This is a genomic window from Streptococcus sp. oral taxon 061, from assembly GCF_013394695.1.
GTDB lineage: Bacteria > Bacillota > Bacilli > Lactobacillales > Streptococcaceae > Streptococcus.
This window is the reverse complement of the sequence record NZ_CP058258.1, coordinates 1,390,219-1,406,415: the sequence shown is the minus strand read 5'-3', so window position 1 is coordinate 1,406,415 and position 16,197 is coordinate 1,390,219. Positions and strand designations below refer to the sequence as shown.

The following is a 16,197-nucleotide window of genomic DNA, read 5'->3' as shown; positions in this document are numbered from 1 at the left end:
AATGTTAGGGTCCGATGTAATAAAGAGTGATTATAAATTAAAATAATTAAAAAAGTAGAAAGAAAGAGAACTTATGAGTATTCAAGAAGAAATTAAGAAACGCCGTACCTTTGCCATCATCTCTCACCCGGACGCGGGGAAAACAACCATTACTGAGCAATTGCTCTATTTTGGGGGAGAGATTCGTGAGGCAGGTACTGTAAAAGGGAAGAAAACAGGAAACTTTGCTAAGTCAGACTGGATGGATATCGAGAAACAACGTGGGATTTCAGTCACGTCATCTGTTATGCAGTTTGACTACGATGGGAAACGGGTAAACATCCTAGACACTCCAGGACACGAGGACTTTTCAGAAGATACCTATCGTACCTTGATGGCGGTGGATGCTGCGGTCATGGTAGTAGACTCTGCCAAGGGTATCGAGGCCCAAACCAAGAAATTGTTTGAGGTTGTCAAACACCGCGGGATTCCAGTCTTTACCTTTATGAACAAGCTGGACCGTGACGGTCGTGAACCACTAGATCTCTTGCAAGAATTGGAAGAAGTCTTGGGTATTGCAAGTTATCCAATGAACTGGCCGATCGGGATGGGGAAAGCCTTTGAGGGGCTCTACGACCTCTATAACCAACGTTTGGAACTCTACAAAGGGGATGAACGTTTTGCCAGCCTAGAAGATGGCGATAAACTCTTTGCTAGCAACCCTTTCTATGAACAAGTGAAAGATGATATTGAGCTTTTGAATGAAGCAGGAAATGAATTCTCAGAGGAAGCCATTCTTGCAGGTGATTTGACACCAGTCTTCTTTGGTTCGGCCTTGACTAATTTTGGGGTGCAGACCTTCCTTGAAACTTTCCTCAAGTTTGCTCCAGAACCTCATGGACACAAGAAAACAGACGGTGAACTTGTCGACCCTTATGATAAGGATTTCTCAGGTTTTGTCTTTAAAATTCAAGCCAACATGGACCCTCGACACCGTGACCGTATCGCATTTGTTCGTATTGTATCGGGTGAATTTGAGCGTGGTATGAGTATCAATTTGCCTCGTACTGGTAAGGGAGCTAAACTTTCTAATGTCACCCAATTTATGGCGGAAAGTCGTGAAAATGTAACTAATGCCGTAGCTGGAGATATTATTGGGGTTTATGATACAGGTACCTACCAGGTTGGAGATACGTTAACTGTTGGGAAAAACAAGTTTGAGTTTGAACCACTACCAACCTTCACGCCTGAGATTTTCATGAAGGTTTCACCTAAGAACGTTATGAAACAAAAATCCTTCCACAAGGGAATGGAACAGTTGGTACAAGAAGGAGCCATCCAGCTTTATAAGAATTACCAAACAGGTGAGTATATGCTAGGTGCTGTTGGACAACTCCAGTTCGAAGTCTTTAAACACCGTATGGAAGGCGAGTATAACGCTGAAGTTGTCATGACTCCAATGGGTAAAAAGACAGTTCGTTGGATTAAACCAGAAGATTTAGATGAACGTATGTCTTCAAGCCGAAATATCTTGGCTAAGGACCGCTTTGACCAACCAGTCTTCCTTTTCGAAAACGACTTTGCCCTCCGCTGGTTTGCCGACAAGTATCCAGATGTGGAGTTGGAAGAAAAGATGTGATTCAGTAAGTCTACTTGATTGCAAAGCAATTTAAGTAGACTACGGCAAGTCCTATAAGACTTGCCTAACTGCCTCACTAACTTAGTTTTACAAATGAAATCGATTTGTAAAACTAAGTGTCGTAATCTAATAAACACTAAACACTAAGCGCTAAGAGTGTTTACCTAAACGCTTCACTAGGTAAAACCCACGAATGGTATCGGTTCGTGGGTTTTGCCGTCGTAACAGAAAGGAAGCAGTCTAGCTACCTGCTTTACTAACTCCGTGTTGCCACTTCTCACACTTAATTCGTGTTTCGTTCTTGAATAGACAAAAAAGACTAGAAATTAGATAGATTTCTAGTCTTTTTATTTTAAATTATATTAGTAGTGGAACCTTCATTTATTGAAAAGCATCTATACCAACAACCTTGATAAGGAATGTAAGGAGGATAAGCAATAGAATGCTGACTCCATTAATTACTAAATGGAGTAAGATAGACATTTCTAGTCGTTTGGTGCGATAAGCAGTCCAAGTTAGTACTGCAGACATCCAGCCATAGATCAAGAAAGAAGGAAGATTATTTGGTATATGGGCTATAGTGAAGAGAAACCAACCGAAAATATATCCAATTTTCTCGTATCCTTCGAAGAGTTTAGTAGGGATGATACCTCGACAGATAACTTCCTCACAAATAGGTGCCACTATTGCAACCACGAAAATGCTGGAAATTAGAGAGCTTTCTGACATGATGCTATTGATAGCCTCTTGATTCGAAGTAGTTGTTTGCTTCAGAAGTTGTAACCAAATCGCACCAATCACATTTCCTGCGACAACGGCTACATAACTAAGAGCGATTCGAGGGGCGTCATTAATAGTAAAGAGTTTTGATTTTAGATTTAATAACTTACTTTTGTGAGCACTGTATAAAAAGAGTGTAACAATAGCGGTAGAGACAAGCCCAACTATTAGAGATGACCAGATAGATCCAAGTTGAGTTTTTTGAAGTAACATTAAAGTTACGATAGGAACTTGCGATAGGCACATAGCGACAAGAAAGATTCCTAACCAAAGCAGTCTTTTGCGATAATCTTTAAAAAAATTCATCCAAATATCTCCTAAAAAATTTATCTTATTATAGCATACTTTGGATAGGAATTCTATTAATTACCAGAACATAAGTGTAGATAAAACAAGTAAGATATTTCGAATTAAATGACTATAGAAGGATAAATCTTGTCTTAAGGTTTTCGGAAATAAAAAATTGAGAAAGCTAGCTCCCAAGAGGATATAAAAGCCGACAGAAAGTATGGTTAAAGGATTGTGCAGAAAAAATAAACTAAGAAAGATAAGGGTTGTTAGCCTGCCTGTCTTTTTATGAGTTGGTAATTTTCTCCATTTGTTTAACGGCAGAAAGGTAGCAATATCAAGTCCGAAAAGGAAAAAGAAAGAGATGAGTAACAAGTCAACGATTTCCTTTTGTAGTAGAGTGTCAGTGCTTATACTTTCAAATAAAATAAAACAGACTCCAGCAACGTTAATGATAACCATACTACTATACAATAAAAAGAAAGAGCGGCTACGATTGCATAGTTGACTATTCACGGGAGTATGACCTGAAAGATAGTGGATAAAAGTACACATAGTAGCTAATGCCAGTAAGAATAGCAACAAGTAAAAGTATGATTGTTTGAGAGTTAGAGAAATTCCAGACCAAAATACACAACTACAGAGTCCAAGATATGCTATGGATCCCAATAAGAGAAACTGGATTGATTTTCTAATTTTTTTCATAAATAAACCCCTACGTTTTTTTAACATTATAACGAAAAGGTTTCACAAAAAAACTACTCTTTCTCAAGTGTCCTTTTTTGTCTCTCAACTGTCTTTTTCTATTTTTAGATAAAAAAACACACCCTGCAGCTATTTCGTGCAAGATGTGTTTTTTTGTTAATAAAATTTCTAACGTTTAGACCAGGTTCGTTTCATAAAGAGTAATATGATAGGATAAATTTCAAGACGTCCTGCAATCATTGCAAAGGACAGGAGGAGTTTTGAAAATGGACTAAAAATTGAGAAACTTGAAGTCGTTCCTAAAATTGGACCGATATTGTTAAAACAACTGAAAACAGCACTCGTAACAACCATTAAATTGTTAGTATCTAAACTAACGATGAAGATCAGACTGAGTAGAATCATGATGTAAACTACAAAATACTTCAAAATCTTGTGTTGGGTATCCTTGTCGATGACCGTTTTATTAACATGAAGAGTTAAGACACGGTGAGGGGATATAGTAGACAAGAATTGGTTTTTTGCAATTTTAGCGAGAATAACTCCACGGATAACCTTGAGACCACCGGCAGTAGATCCGGCAGAACCACCAATTGCCATTAACATCAGTAAGATGTATTGAGAAAACAAAGGCCAGTTCGTGATGTCTCCATAACCAAAACCAGTAGTGGTAATGATATTAGAAACTTGGAAGAAGGCCATCTCAAAACTTTGTGAAACACCACTATAAAGGTGCAGTGTGTTGAGTGTGATTAAGCCAGTAGATATAGCCACGATCAAGAGATAAGCTCGAAGTTCCTCATCAAAAAAGAATTCCTTGATACGACGGAGCATGAGGTAGTAGTAGAGGTTGAAATTGACACCAAACATCAAAACCCCGATACTTGTCAGATAGGTAATGAGAGAACTGTGATAGTGGGCAATTCCATCGTTATAAACAGTGAATCCCCCAGTTCCAGCTGTTCCCATAGCGATAACAAAACTATCGTAGAGAGGCATCCCTGCAATGTAATAAATAACTACAAAAAGGGCGAACATAGCTAAGTAGAGGATGTAGAGGATTTGGGCTGTATTTTTTAGTTTAGACACAACCTTACCAAATACTGGTCCTGGGACCTCGGCCTTCATAACCTCTAAGTGGCTGTTTTTTGCATTGTCCATAATAGCTAGGGCAAAAACTAGCACCCCCATCCCTCCAATGAGGTGGGTAAAGCTCCGCCAAAATAGAAGCGAACGACTTAGTACAGAAACGTCATTTAAGATAGTTGCTCCCGTAGTAGTGAAGCCAGAACTAGTTTCGAAGAAGGCATCGATAAAATTGGGGATTTGACCTGAAAAGACAAAGGGAAGGGAGCCAAAGAAAGACCAGAGGATCCAACATAGGGCAACAATTAAGACTCCTTCTTTAGCATAGATACGTTGTTTTTTAGGTTTACTGATGATTCCGAGTAGACCTAGGACAACAAGAATCCCGATGGTAGAGAAAAGAGCTGTAAAAACTTGACTAGATTCTCGATAGTAAAGAGCAATACCAACCGGAACTAAAAGTAGCCCAGCTTCAATCAAGAGTAGTTTTGCAAGAAGAAAGCGTACCATGCTTCTATTCATAGCTTACCTCTCTAACAAATCATAAATCTTGGTGATGTTTGATAGCAAAGTGATGACCACTAGCTTATCACCGACTTGGAGCGTATTTTCTCCAGTTGGGAAGATTGTTTTTCCGTTCCGGATAATGGCGGCAATCAAGACATCTTTTTTGAGCTTCAGTTGAGACAAGGGTTTGCCAGTCATCTTGTTTGCTTCCTTAATTAAGAACTGAAGGGTTTCTACCTGGCCGTTTGCGAGGTGGTGCATAGCTTGAAGGTCAGAATATTGTGCATTTACACGACCATGGATAAAGTGCATGATAGTGTCAACAGCGATTGTCTTCGGCGTGATGATGCTTGAGAAATCCGTCGCGTGGATAATTTCCAAGAGACTAGTACGGTTTACTTTGGTAATATTTTTTTGAACACCAATGCTATCCAAAAACATAGATGTGATGATGTTTTCCTCATCAACTCCAGTTAGGGTAGCTACAGCATCGTAGTTTTGAGCACTTTCTTCTAAGAGAATATCTTTAGTTGTTCCATCCCCTTGGACGATATAGAGTTTAGGGAATTTTTCACTGAAGAAGGCAGCGCGTTCTGGGTTGACTTCAATCACTTTTGTATCAATTCGACTGTCTTTTAAAATACCTAGTAGGTAGTATGCAATCTTACCAGCTCCAATGATGAGCAAGCTCTTAACGACTCTAGATTTGAGATAATTGTGGAAGAGCATCATATCGACACGATGTCCTGTTACAAAGATGCGGTCTTTATCTTCTAGAACAAAATCTCCACTAGGAATCATCAGTTTATGATCACGTTCAATGGCGCAGACGATAACGTTACCGAACTTTTTACGAAAATCAGCAATAGACATCTGACAAATATTGCTATCTTTGCGAACGACGAATTCCATTAGGCTGACCAAACCGCCCACAAAGCGTTCAACAGATAGAGCGTTTGGGAAGTCAATGATATTTGCAATGGCACGAGCAGCTAGGAGTTCTGGATTGACAATGAGTGAAAATCCGAGAATATTTTTTTCTTTAAAGTAAGGGTTGGAATACTCAGGATTACGGACACGAACGATGGTTTCTTTTGCTCCCATTTTTTTTGCTAAAACAGCCGAAACCATATTGACCTCGTCGTATTGAGTCATGGCAATGAAAATATCACAATCTTGGACATTGGCTGCTTCTAACATAGCAAAGTCAGCACCGTTTCCTGCGATTCCCATAATATCAAAACGGCTGGTCAAGTATTTTAGAACAGTTTCGTTCTGTTCAATTAAGACAACATCATGATTGTCAGCGACAAGTGAACGACAAAGGGCAGAACCAACTTTCCCCCCTCCGACAAGAATAATCTTCATAGTTAGTTAACCTACTTTTTCAATATGTCTCTATCATACCTTTTTTTAGAAAAAAATGCACTCAACAACCGACTGTTTCCTTCTTTAATAGAGGGATTAGATGAATTCTAGGAAATATTATACTTTAAACAAAATATGATTATGAAAAAAAGCACGTGTTTCCGAATTTATTTACCCATGCGCATCCTTCAATATTATTGGCTTATAGGATATTTTGTAACTTTTGTAAATATGCTTGTAAAAAAAATGAAAAAATCAAGTCGTTTCTATTGACAATCAGGCTGAAAGTGTTATACTAAAAAAGTAGTTTCGCTGATTTACTTCAAACCTGTTGTGAGGTAAGTTAACGATGCCTTAACCACGCTGTTTGCTGAGCTTGACTCCGGGCAGTGTGGCTATTTTTTTGCACTAGTGAGAGGAAGCAAGGCATGGCCAATCATATTGTATTGTTTGAACCACAAATTCCACAAAATACGGGAAATATTGCACGAACCTGTGCGGCGACAAATGCGCCCCTTCATATTATCAAACCGATGGGCTTTCCGATTGATGATCGTAAAATGAAGCGAGCCGGGCTAGACTATTGGGACAACCTTGAGATCTATTTTTATGATAGTTTAGATGAATTTATGAAAAAAATGGATGGTCAACTCTACTTGATTTCCAAGTTTGCAGAAAAGGTCTATTCAGATGCTGATTTCACGATAGAAGGGAATTATTATTTTCTTTTTGGCCGCGAAGATAAGGGTCTGCCTGAGGAATTTATGCGTGAACATCCTGAAAAAGCTCTCAGAATTCCCATGAATGACGAACATGTTCGAAGCCTAAATGTATCCAATACAGTCTGTATGATTGTCTACGAGGCGCTTCGCCAACAAAACTTTGCTGGGCTCGAATTGGTTCATACTTACGAAACGGATAAGTTGAAATAAACATGAAAACGAATACTTAAGGCTTGCGCTTGCAAGCTTTTTTTGTTATCATAAAGGGGTCTTCAGGGCTGGGTGTAATTCCCGACCGGCGGTGACTTTTACTTGGAAATGTTATTTTCCTTTTATACTTTGTTGCCAAGCTTTGCCAAACCAAAAGTTATGCCTACAGCTTGTCGCCTCGTCTAAAAGAAAAATCTCCATTTCCATAGTCTAAAAGAAGTCCGCGAGCGCAAGCTGATGTGGTGAGATTCCACAACCGACAGTATAGTCTGGATGGGAGAAGACGAAAGGATGGCTTTGTCTATTCTGCTTCATTATAATAGAAATAAAACCAGTTTCTTTGTAAGCTTAGGTTGTTTTTTGAGATAGTTAAGAGAGTAGATAGAGAGAAACTTTCCAACTTCTTCTGATTTTATAGAAAATTGGAGGAACCTGTTATGACAAACACACGTCGACTTTCGACCATTGCAATTTTATCAGCACTTTCATTTGTGTTGATGTACTTTGACTTTCCGCTTCTACCAGCGGCATCCTTTTTAAGGATTGAGTTCAGCATCTTACCGGTTTTGGTAGGGTTAATAGTACTCGATTTACCTGCAGCTTTTGTGATAATTTTACTCCGTTCCTTGCTTAAGTTAATTTTAAACAATCAAGGAGTCAGCACCTATATCGGTTTGCCGATGAATATTGTGGCTTTAGGAGTTTTTGTTCTTGCATTTGGTTTGATTTGGAAAAAAGATCGGACGCCAATTCGTTTTGCTCTAGCTTCTCTTGCTGGTACGATTGGTTTGACCTTGGCTATGCTAGTTCTTAACTATGTTTATGCTGTCCCATTATATGCTAAATTTGCTAATTTTGATATTGAGAAAATACTAGGACTAAGTAACTATTTGTTGACAATAGTTTTACCTTTTAACTTAATTGAGGGTATTATCTTTGCACTAGCATTTTGGTTGATTTATGTCTTCCTAAAGGTAACTTTAAAACGTTATGAAAGATAAACAAACATATTTAACAAAGGGCTCTTTTGCCCTTTTACTTTTTATGATTATTGGCTATATTGTCAAATTTTATCCAGAAATGCTGGTCAGTTTTGATCAGCCAATTCAGACTGCCATTAGAGGTGATTTACCTGAGACCTTAACGCTTCTTTTTCGGGCAATTACGCACTTAATTGATATCCCAGTCATTATCACTTGGGTTCTCATTGTAGCATTTATTTTTTACCGTAAGCAATGGAAACTGGAAAGCTATCTTATGTTGGGAAACCTAGCTTTAGCTGGAATCTTAATCGTAACTTTTAAGAATATCTACCAAAGACCACGGCCAGAAATTCTACACTTGGTAGAAGAAAAAGGTTTTTCTTTTCCAAGCGGACATTCTCTGGCAGTAACGATTATGGTTGGAACTTTGATTGTGATTTTGAGCCAAAGGATTAAAGATCAACTTTGGAAAAGAATCGTCCAAATCTTACTCGGGCTTTACTTAGTCAGTGTATTGATATCCAGAGTCTATCTGGGGGTTCATTATCCGTCAGATGTTCTTGCTAGTCTTTGTGTAGGCCTAGGGGTTCTATTTATCGAATTTCCATTTTATGACAAACTCCGTTTCCAATGGCGGTTTAAAGGAAAGCAGAAGTAGGCATCAATTCTCTTGAGGAGAAAGAAATGAAAGTCAATATAAGAGATCTTCATCCGACTCAACTATACTTATCAGAAAAGAAGTTGCTAGATATTCAGATGCTTAATCAGTCGGCAGAAATCATCAATGTGGATCCAATTAGTGTTCTTGCATTTGGAGATTGTCTGTTGATTACTGATGGGCATCACAGGGCTTATCAGGCTTTAATGGCAGGTCGAGATACGATTTCTGCTGAGTGGGATAGAGATGGTGGTGATGAACTATATCATCTCTATGCGCAAGCTTGTGAGAAAAGAAAGATATACTCTGTTCTGGATTTAAAAAATCATATCTTACCTCAAGATGAGTATGAAGCAAAATGGTATAACTGGTGTGATGGTTTTAATCAAGCAGCGGAGCTAGTATTAGGAGTAGAAAATGAAGACAAAAATCATTCAGATAGATGATTCCTTACGTCTTGTTCCCTATTTTTTAGCAGATCATCGTGATGCAGCTTTAGCTTGGTATCAAGATGTGGATTTGGTAGAACTTGTAGACGGTATTAGAATACCCTATAGTTTGGAAAAATTAAATGCCATGTATTCTTATTTAGAGAGGCACGGAGATTTGTTTTGGATTGAGTTTCGAGAAAAGGAGGGGTGGTTTCCAATTGGGGATATCACCTTATCTCAAAACAATCTTCCTATCGTGATTGGCAATCCAACTTATCAACATCAAGGACTTGGATACAAGGTTTTGAAGGTCTTGATTGATCTAGCTCGTCAAAGGGGATGGAAAGAATTAAAAGTTCAGGAAATCTATGATTTCAATCATGCCTCCAGACGATGTTTTGAATCCCTTGGTTTTGTTGAGAGTAGAAGAACTGAAATTGGGGTTGGCTTTCTCTTAAAACTGGACACTAACTAGGCTAAATTATTTTTAAAAATCGCTCAAAAATAGAGCGGTTTTTAAATTCATAGTTTGCAACACTTTTAAAATCGAAATGATAGGCAAATTCAGTTATAAAATTTCTCTAAAAATAGAATTTTTCTCTTGCATTTGGGATAAATTAGTGTATAATAGTAGGGTATGTGTAAAACATACTTGTGGGAGGTAAAAATCTTTAAATTACCGCCAAAACCACAAAGGAGGATTTAGAAATGGCTAAAAAAGTCGAAAAACTTGTAAAATTGCAAATCCCTGCTGGTAAAGCTACGCCAGCTCCACCGGTTGGACCTGCTCTTGGTCAAGCTGGTATCAACATCATGGGATTCACAAAAGAGTTCAACGCTCGTACAGCTGATCAAGCTGGTATGATCATTCCAGTTGTTATCTCAGTATACGAAGACAAATCATTTACTTTCGTTACTAAAACACCACCAGCTGCTGTTCTTTTGAAAAAAGCTGCAGGTGTTGAAAAGGGATCAGGTACCCCTAACAAAACTAAAGTTGCTACAGTTACTCGTGCACAAGTACAAGAAATTGCAGAAACTAAGATGCCAGATTTGAACGCTGCAAACATTGAGTCTGCAATGCGTATGATCGAAGGTACTGCTCGTTCTATGGGATTCACTGTTGTTGACTAATCAATAACTTCCCTATATAACCCGCAAGACTTCATCATTTCGAGAAGTGACGTGGGAGATGAAAATCGATTGAACCACTTACAAGGAGAATAGAAAATGGCTAAAAAAAGCAAACAACTTCGTGCTGCTCTTGAGAAAATCGACAGCACAAAAGCATACAGCGTAGAAGAAGCTGTAGCTCTTGCAAAAGAAACTAACTTTGCAAAATTTGACGCAACTGTAGAAGTTGCTTACAACTTGAACATTGACGTGAAAAAAGCTGACCAACAAATCCGTGGAGCAATGGTATTACCAAACGGTACTGGTAAAACATCTCGCGTTCTTGTATTTGCACGTGGTGCAAAAGCTGAAGAAGCTAAAGCAGCTGGTGCAGACTTCGTTGGGGAAGACGACCTTGTTGCTAAAATCAACGACGGTTGGTTGGACTTCGACGTAGTTATCGCTACACCTGACATGATGGCTCTTGTTGGACGTCTTGGACGTGTCCTTGGACCACGTAACTTGATGCCAAACCCTAAAACTGGTACTGTAACAATGGATGTTGCTAAAGCAGTTGAAGAGTCTAAAGGTGGTAAAATCACTTACCGTGCTGACCGTGCAGGTATCGTACAAGCTATCATCGGTAAAGTTTCATTTGAAGCTGACAAGTTAGTTGAAAACTTCAAAGCATTCAACGAAACAATCCAAAAATCTAAACCAGCTACAGCAAAAGGAACTTACGTAACAAGCTTGACAATCACAACTACTCAAGGTGTTGGTATCAAGGTTGACGTTAACTCACTTTAATCAGTAAATAATCGAAAGGTTGAGACAAAATGTCTCAACCTTTTTCTATTAAAAGGTAAAAATACGTATAAACTTTCTAATTCATTTAATATTGTAAAGTATCTAGATAGAAAATTCAGAAAATTGTTTCTTTTGTCTTGAAAATTTTTGAAAAAATGGTATTATAGAAACAAGTCATTTTAAGAGAAGAGAAAGGGGAACGATGGAGAAAATCATTTTAGATTCACCAAAGTCGGGATCAGAACTTGTTTTGGAAACACTCCGTGATTTAGGAATCGACACGATCTTCGGTTATCCAGGCGGAGCTGTATTGCCTTTATATGATGCTATTTATAATTTTAAAGGTATCCGCCATATTCTAGGTCGTCATGAACAAGGTTGTCTTCATGAAGCTGAAGGTTATGCTAAGTCAACAGGAAAACTTGGTGTCGCAGTCGTCACAAGTGGACCAGGAGCTACGAATGCCATTACAGGTATTGCAGATGCCATGAGTGACAGTGTTCCCCTTTTGGTCTTCACAGGACAAGTCGCAAGAGCGGGAATCGGTAAGGACGCTTTCCAAGAAGCAGATATTGTCGGAATTACCATGCCGATTACCAAGTACAACTACCAGGTTCGAGAGACAGCGGACATCCCACGTGTGATTACAGAGGCTGTACATATTGCGACTACGGGTCGTCCAGGACCAGTTGTGATTGACTTGCCAAAAGATGTTTCTGCTCTTGAAACGGACTTCGTCTATTCATCGGAGATAGATTTACCAAGTTATCAACCAACTCTAGAGCCAAATGAGATGCAAATCAAGAAAATCTTGAAACAACTTTCTAAGGCTAAGAAACCAGTCTTACTAGCTGGTGGTGGTATTAGTTACGCTGAAGCTGCTGCAGAGTTAAATGAATTTGCAGAGCGTTATCAAATTCCAGTTGTTACAAGTCTTTTGGGACAAGGAACAATCGCAACTAGCCACCCTCTATTTTTGGGAATGGGTGGAATGCATGGTTCCTTTGCAGCCAACATTGCTATGACTGAAGCAGATTTTATGATTTCGATTGGGTGTCGTTTTGATGACCGTTTGACTGGTAATCCTAAGACATTTGCGAAGAATGCCAAAGTAGCGCATATTGATATCGATCCAGCGGAGATTGGTAAGATTATCGCTGTTGATATCCCAGTTGTTGGAGATGCGAAAAAGGCCTTGCAGCAGTTGCTAGCTGAGCCAATCGTTCGTAACAATACTGAAAAATGGATTGAAAAAGTTACCAAAGATAAGAATCGTGTTCGTTCTTATGATAAGAAGGAGCGTGTCGTCCAACCACAAGCAGTTATTGAACGTATCGGTGAGTTGACGAAGGGGGACGCCATTGTTGTAACGGACGTCGGCCAACACCAAATGTGGACAGCTCAATACTATCCTTACCAAAATGAGCGTCAATTGGTAACCTCAGGTGGTCTAGGAACCATGGGATTCGGAGTTCCTGCAGCCATTGGAGCAAAAATTGCCAATCCAGATAAGGAGGTCGTGCTCTTTGTCGGTGATGGTGGTTTCCAAATGACCAATCAGGAATTGGCAATCTTGAACATCTACAAGATTCCAATCAAGGTTATCATGCTTAATAACCATTCACTTGGGATGGTTCGTCAGTGGCAAGAAGCCTTTTATGAAGGGCGAACATCAGAGTCGGTCTTTGACAGTCTTCCTGACTTCCAATTGATGGCTCAAGCCTACGGGATTAAGAATTATAAATTTGACAATCCTGAAACATTAGAGAAGGATTTGGAAGTTATCATGGAAGATGTACCAATGTTTATTGAAGTTGACATTTCTCGGAAAGAGCATGTTTTGCCGATGGTACCAGCTGGTAAGAGTAACCATGAAATGTTGGGGGTGAAGTTTAATGCGTAGAATGTTAACAGCCAAACTTCAAAACCGGTCGGGAGTTCTCAATCGTTTTACTGGTGTCTTGTCTAGACGTCAAGTTAACATTGAGAGCATCTCGGTAGGGGCGACAGAAAATCCCAATGTGTCACGGATTACGATTATCATTGATGTCGCATCTCAGGATGAAGTGGAACAAATCATCAAGCAACTTAACCGCCAGGTCGATGTGATTCGTGTTCGTGATATCACAGATAAACCGCACTTAGAGCGCGAAGTTATTTTGGTAAAGGTTGCAGCACCAGCTGAGAAGCGAGCAGAAATCTTAGCGATTATTCAGCCTTTCCGTGCAACTGTTGTTGATGTGGCTCCAAGCTCCATCACTGTTCAGATGACTGGGAATGCAGAAAAGAGCGAAGCTTTGATTCGGGTTATTCGACCATATGGTATTAAGAATATTGCTCGTACTGGTGCAACTGGATTTACCCGCGACTAAAACTCTTCGAAAATCAAATTCAAATCACGTCAGCTTTGCCTTGTCGTACTCAAGTACAACCTGCGGCTAGCTTCCTAATTTGCTCTTTGATTTTCATTGAGTAAAAAATAACCTAAATTTGTTATAACAGCCTAATAGGCAATAAAAATAGAAAAGAGAGAAAAAACTATGGCAGTTCAAATGGAATACGAAAAAGATGTTAAAGTAGCAGCACTTGACGGTAAAAAAATCGCTGTTATCGGTTATGGTTCACAAGGTCATGCTCACGCTCAAAACTTGCGTGATTCAGGTCACGATGTGATTATCGGCGTTCGTCCAGGTAAATCATTTGATAAAGCTAAAGAAGATGGTTTTGATACTTACACAGTAGCAGAAGCAACTAAATTGGCTGATGTTATCATGATTTTGGCTCCAGACGAAATTCAACAAGAATTGTACGAAGCAGAAATTGCTCCAAACTTGGAAGCTGGGAATGCAGTTGGATTTGCGCATGGTTTCAATATCCACTTCGAATTCATCAAAGTTCCTGCAGATGTTGATGTCTTCATGTGCGCGCCTAAAGGACCAGGACACTTGGTACGTCGTACTTATGAAGAAGGATTTGGTGTTCCAGCACTTTACGCTGTATACCAAGATGCTACAGGAAATGCTAAAGACATCGCTATGGACTGGTGTAAAGGTGTTGGTGCAGCGCGTGTAGGTCTTCTTGAAACAACATACAAAGAAGAAACTGAAGAAGATTTGTTTGGTGAACAAGCAGTTCTTTGCGGTGGTTTGACTGCCCTTATCGAAGCTGGTTTTGAAGTCTTGACTGAAGCTGGATACGCTCCAGAATTGGCTTACTTCGAAGTGCTTCACGAAATGAAATTGATCGTTGACTTGATCTACGAAGGTGGATTCAAGAAAATGCGTCAATCAATCTCTAACACAGCTGAATACGGTGACTACGTGTCAGGTCCACGTGTGATTACTGAACAAGTGAAAGAAAATATGAAAGCAGTTCTTGCTGATATCCAAAATGGTACATTTGCTAACGACTTTGTCAACGACTACAAAGCTGGACGTCCAAAATTGACTGCTTACCGTGAACAAGCAGCTAACCTTGAAATTGAAAAGGTTGGTGCAGAATTGCGTAAAGCAATGCCATTTGTTGGTAAAAACGACGATGACGCATTCAAAATCTACAACTAATTTTTGAGAATAAAAATAGAAGGCGAGTTGGGGGGTACCTAACCCGCTTTTTATCTTGAAAAAGAATCAAGGAGAAGATTATGCTTAGTGCAAAAGATGTGGTGAAGGCCCACAAGGTTCTGAGTGGTGTAGTAGTCAATACACCACTAGAATATGATCATTACTTATCAGAAAAATACGGAGCTAAAATTTATCTCAAAAAAGAAAATGCTCAACGAGTTCGATCGTTTAAGATTCGAGGAGCTTATTATGCCATCTCACAATTGACTAAGGAAGAACGTGAGCGTGGAGTTGTCTGTGCGTCAGCGGGAAATCACGCTCAAGGTGTTGCCTACACTTGTAATGAGATGAAGATTCCTGCAACAATCTTTATGCCAATTACAACGCCTCAACAGAAAATTGGTCAGGTTCGTTTTTTTGGTGGAGATTTTGTAACTATCAAATTGGTAGGAGATACCTTTGATGCATCTGCCAAGGCTGCTCAAGAGTTTACAGTCGCTGAAAATCGTACCTTTATTGATCCTTTTGATGATCCTTATGTTCAAGCTGGTCAGGGTACGGTAGCCTATGAAATTTTAGAAGAAGCGCGAAAAGAATCCATTGATTTTGATACTGTCTTGGTGCCTGTAGGCGGTGGAGGACTCATTGCAGGAGTTTCTACTTATATAAAGGAAACGAATCCTGCTATTGAAGTTCTTGGTGTAGAAGCTAACGGAGCTCGTTCCATGAAGGCGGCATTTGAGGCTGGAGGTCCCGTTAAACTCAAAGAAATTGATAAGTTTGCAGACGGAATCGCTGTGCAGAAGGTTGGACAGTTGACCTATGAAGCAACCCGTAAAAATGTTGAAACGCTTATCGGAGTGGACGAAGGCTTAATCTCTGAGACCTTGATTGATCTTTATTCTAAACAAGGAATTGTAGCTGAGCCTGCTGGTGCTGCTAGTGTGGCGGCTCTGGAAGTACTGTCAGACTATATAAAAGGAAAGACCATTTGTTGTATTATCTCTGGAGGAAATAACGATATCAACCGTATGCCAGAGATGGAAGAGCGTGCCTTGATTTATGATGGCATCAAGCATTACTTTGTGGTAAACTTCCCACAACGTCCAGGGGCTCTTCGAGAATTTGTAAATGATATCTTGGGGCCAAATGATGATATCACTCGTTTTGAGTATATTAAACGTGCCAGCAAGGGAACAGGACCAGTCTTAATCGGGATTGCTCTTGCTAACAAGCATGATTATGCGGGCTTGATTCACCGAATGGAGAAATTTGATCCGTCTTATATTAACTTGAATGGGAATGAAACTCTATATAATATGCTTGTTTAATATCCTATAAAATTTTTATCATATCAT

General features: G+C 39.4%; 15 protein-coding genes and 1 riboswitch. Of the genes, 12 read left to right on the top strand and 3 right to left on the bottom strand.

Translation table 11 applies throughout. The features are described from left to right. Positions 1-73 precede the first annotated feature (73 nt). Positions 74-1,618 (top strand): peptide chain release factor 3, encoded by a 1,545-nt coding sequence (locus tag HW271_RS06845; protein WP_049494232.1) that lies wholly within the window; start codon positions 74-76, stop codon positions 1,616-1,618. Between the two features lie 381 nt (positions 1,619-1,999). On the opposite strand, the gene HW271_RS06840 is transcribed toward HW271_RS06845, so the two are convergent. The 3 genes from HW271_RS06840 to trkA form a co-directional block, all read right to left on the bottom strand. Further along, positions 2,000-2,704 carry a CPBP family intramembrane glutamic endopeptidase gene (locus HW271_RS06840; RefSeq protein ID WP_178895397.1) on the bottom strand — a complete coding sequence of 235 codons (705 nt, stop codon included), beginning with the start codon at positions 2,702-2,704 and terminating at the stop codon, positions 2,000-2,002. Between the two features lie 855 nt (positions 2,705-3,559). Beyond that, positions 3,560-4,999: a TrkH family potassium uptake protein gene (locus tag HW271_RS06835; RefSeq protein WP_178895396.1), complete on the bottom strand. Its 1,440-nt coding sequence runs from the start codon at positions 4,997-4,999 to the stop codon at positions 3,560-3,562. Positions 5,000-5,002: 3 nt separating this feature from the next. Continuing rightward, positions 5,003-6,352, bottom strand: a complete 1,350-nt coding sequence (gene trkA / locus HW271_RS06830) for a Trk system potassium transporter TrkA (protein ID WP_178895395.1) — start codon at positions 6,350-6,352, stop codon at positions 5,003-5,005. 428 nt (positions 6,353-6,780) lie between these two features. Here trkA and HW271_RS06825 point away from each other — a divergent pair, with 428 nt between their 5' ends. From HW271_RS06825 to ilvA, 11 genes are all read left to right on the top strand, one after another. Further along, complete coding sequence (locus HW271_RS06825) at positions 6,781-7,284, top strand: tRNA (cytidine(34)-2'-O)-methyltransferase (protein ID WP_178895394.1); 504 nt, start codon at positions 6,781-6,783, stop codon at positions 7,282-7,284. 54 nt (positions 7,285-7,338) lie between these two features. Next, positions 7,339-7,573: riboswitch (FMN riboswitch) on the top strand. Between the two features lie 148 nt (positions 7,574-7,721). After that, positions 7,722-8,285, top strand: coding sequence for an ECF transporter S component (locus HW271_RS06820; protein WP_178895393.1), 564 nt, complete (start codon positions 7,722-7,724; stop codon positions 8,283-8,285). Next, positions 8,275-8,925: a phosphatase PAP2 family protein gene (locus HW271_RS06815; RefSeq protein WP_178895392.1), complete on the top strand. Its 651-nt coding sequence runs from the start codon at positions 8,275-8,277 to the stop codon at positions 8,923-8,925. The genes HW271_RS06820 and HW271_RS06815 overlap by 11 nt, the downstream gene beginning before the upstream one ends. Positions 8,926-8,951: 26 nt before the next feature. Next, positions 8,952-9,371, top strand: a complete 420-nt coding sequence (locus HW271_RS06810; protein WP_178895391.1) for a chromosome partitioning protein ParB — start codon at positions 8,952-8,954, stop codon at positions 9,369-9,371. Further along, positions 9,343-9,831 carry a GNAT family N-acetyltransferase gene (locus HW271_RS06805; RefSeq protein ID WP_178895390.1) on the top strand — a complete coding sequence of 163 codons (489 nt, stop codon included), beginning with the start codon at positions 9,343-9,345 and terminating at the stop codon, positions 9,829-9,831. Before HW271_RS06810 ends, HW271_RS06805 begins: the two co-directional genes overlap by 29 nt. A gap of 233 nt (positions 9,832-10,064) precedes the next feature. After that, complete coding sequence (gene rplK / locus HW271_RS06800) at positions 10,065-10,490, top strand: 50S ribosomal protein L11 (protein ID WP_001085808.1); 426 nt, start codon at positions 10,065-10,067, stop codon at positions 10,488-10,490. A gap of 96 nt (positions 10,491-10,586) precedes the next feature. Further along, the gene (rplA, locus tag HW271_RS06795) at positions 10,587-11,276 is read left to right on the top strand and encodes a 50S ribosomal protein L1 (RefSeq protein WP_178895389.1); all 690 of its coding nucleotides are present in this window, start codon (positions 10,587-10,589) and stop codon (positions 11,274-11,276) included. A gap of 202 nt (positions 11,277-11,478) precedes the next feature. Beyond that, entirely contained in the window at positions 11,479-13,179 is a 1,701-nt protein-coding gene (locus HW271_RS06790) for an acetolactate synthase large subunit (protein WP_178895388.1), read from the top strand. Beyond that, positions 13,172-13,648, top strand: a complete 477-nt coding sequence (ilvN, locus tag HW271_RS06785; RefSeq protein WP_178895387.1) for an acetolactate synthase small subunit — start codon at positions 13,172-13,174, stop codon at positions 13,646-13,648. The genes HW271_RS06790 and ilvN overlap by 8 nt, the downstream gene beginning before the upstream one ends. Positions 13,649-13,816: 168 nt before the next feature. Next, positions 13,817-14,839 carry a ketol-acid reductoisomerase gene (ilvC, locus tag HW271_RS06780; RefSeq protein ID WP_004251959.1) on the top strand — a complete coding sequence of 341 codons (1,023 nt, stop codon included), beginning with the start codon at positions 13,817-13,819 and terminating at the stop codon, positions 14,837-14,839. An 80-nt stretch (positions 14,840-14,919) separates the two neighbouring features. Next, positions 14,920-16,170 carry a threonine ammonia-lyase IlvA gene (gene ilvA / locus HW271_RS06775; protein WP_178895386.1) on the top strand — a complete coding sequence of 417 codons (1,251 nt, stop codon included), beginning with the start codon at positions 14,920-14,922 and terminating at the stop codon, positions 16,168-16,170. The last annotated feature ends 27 nt before the right edge of the window (positions 16,171-16,197 follow it).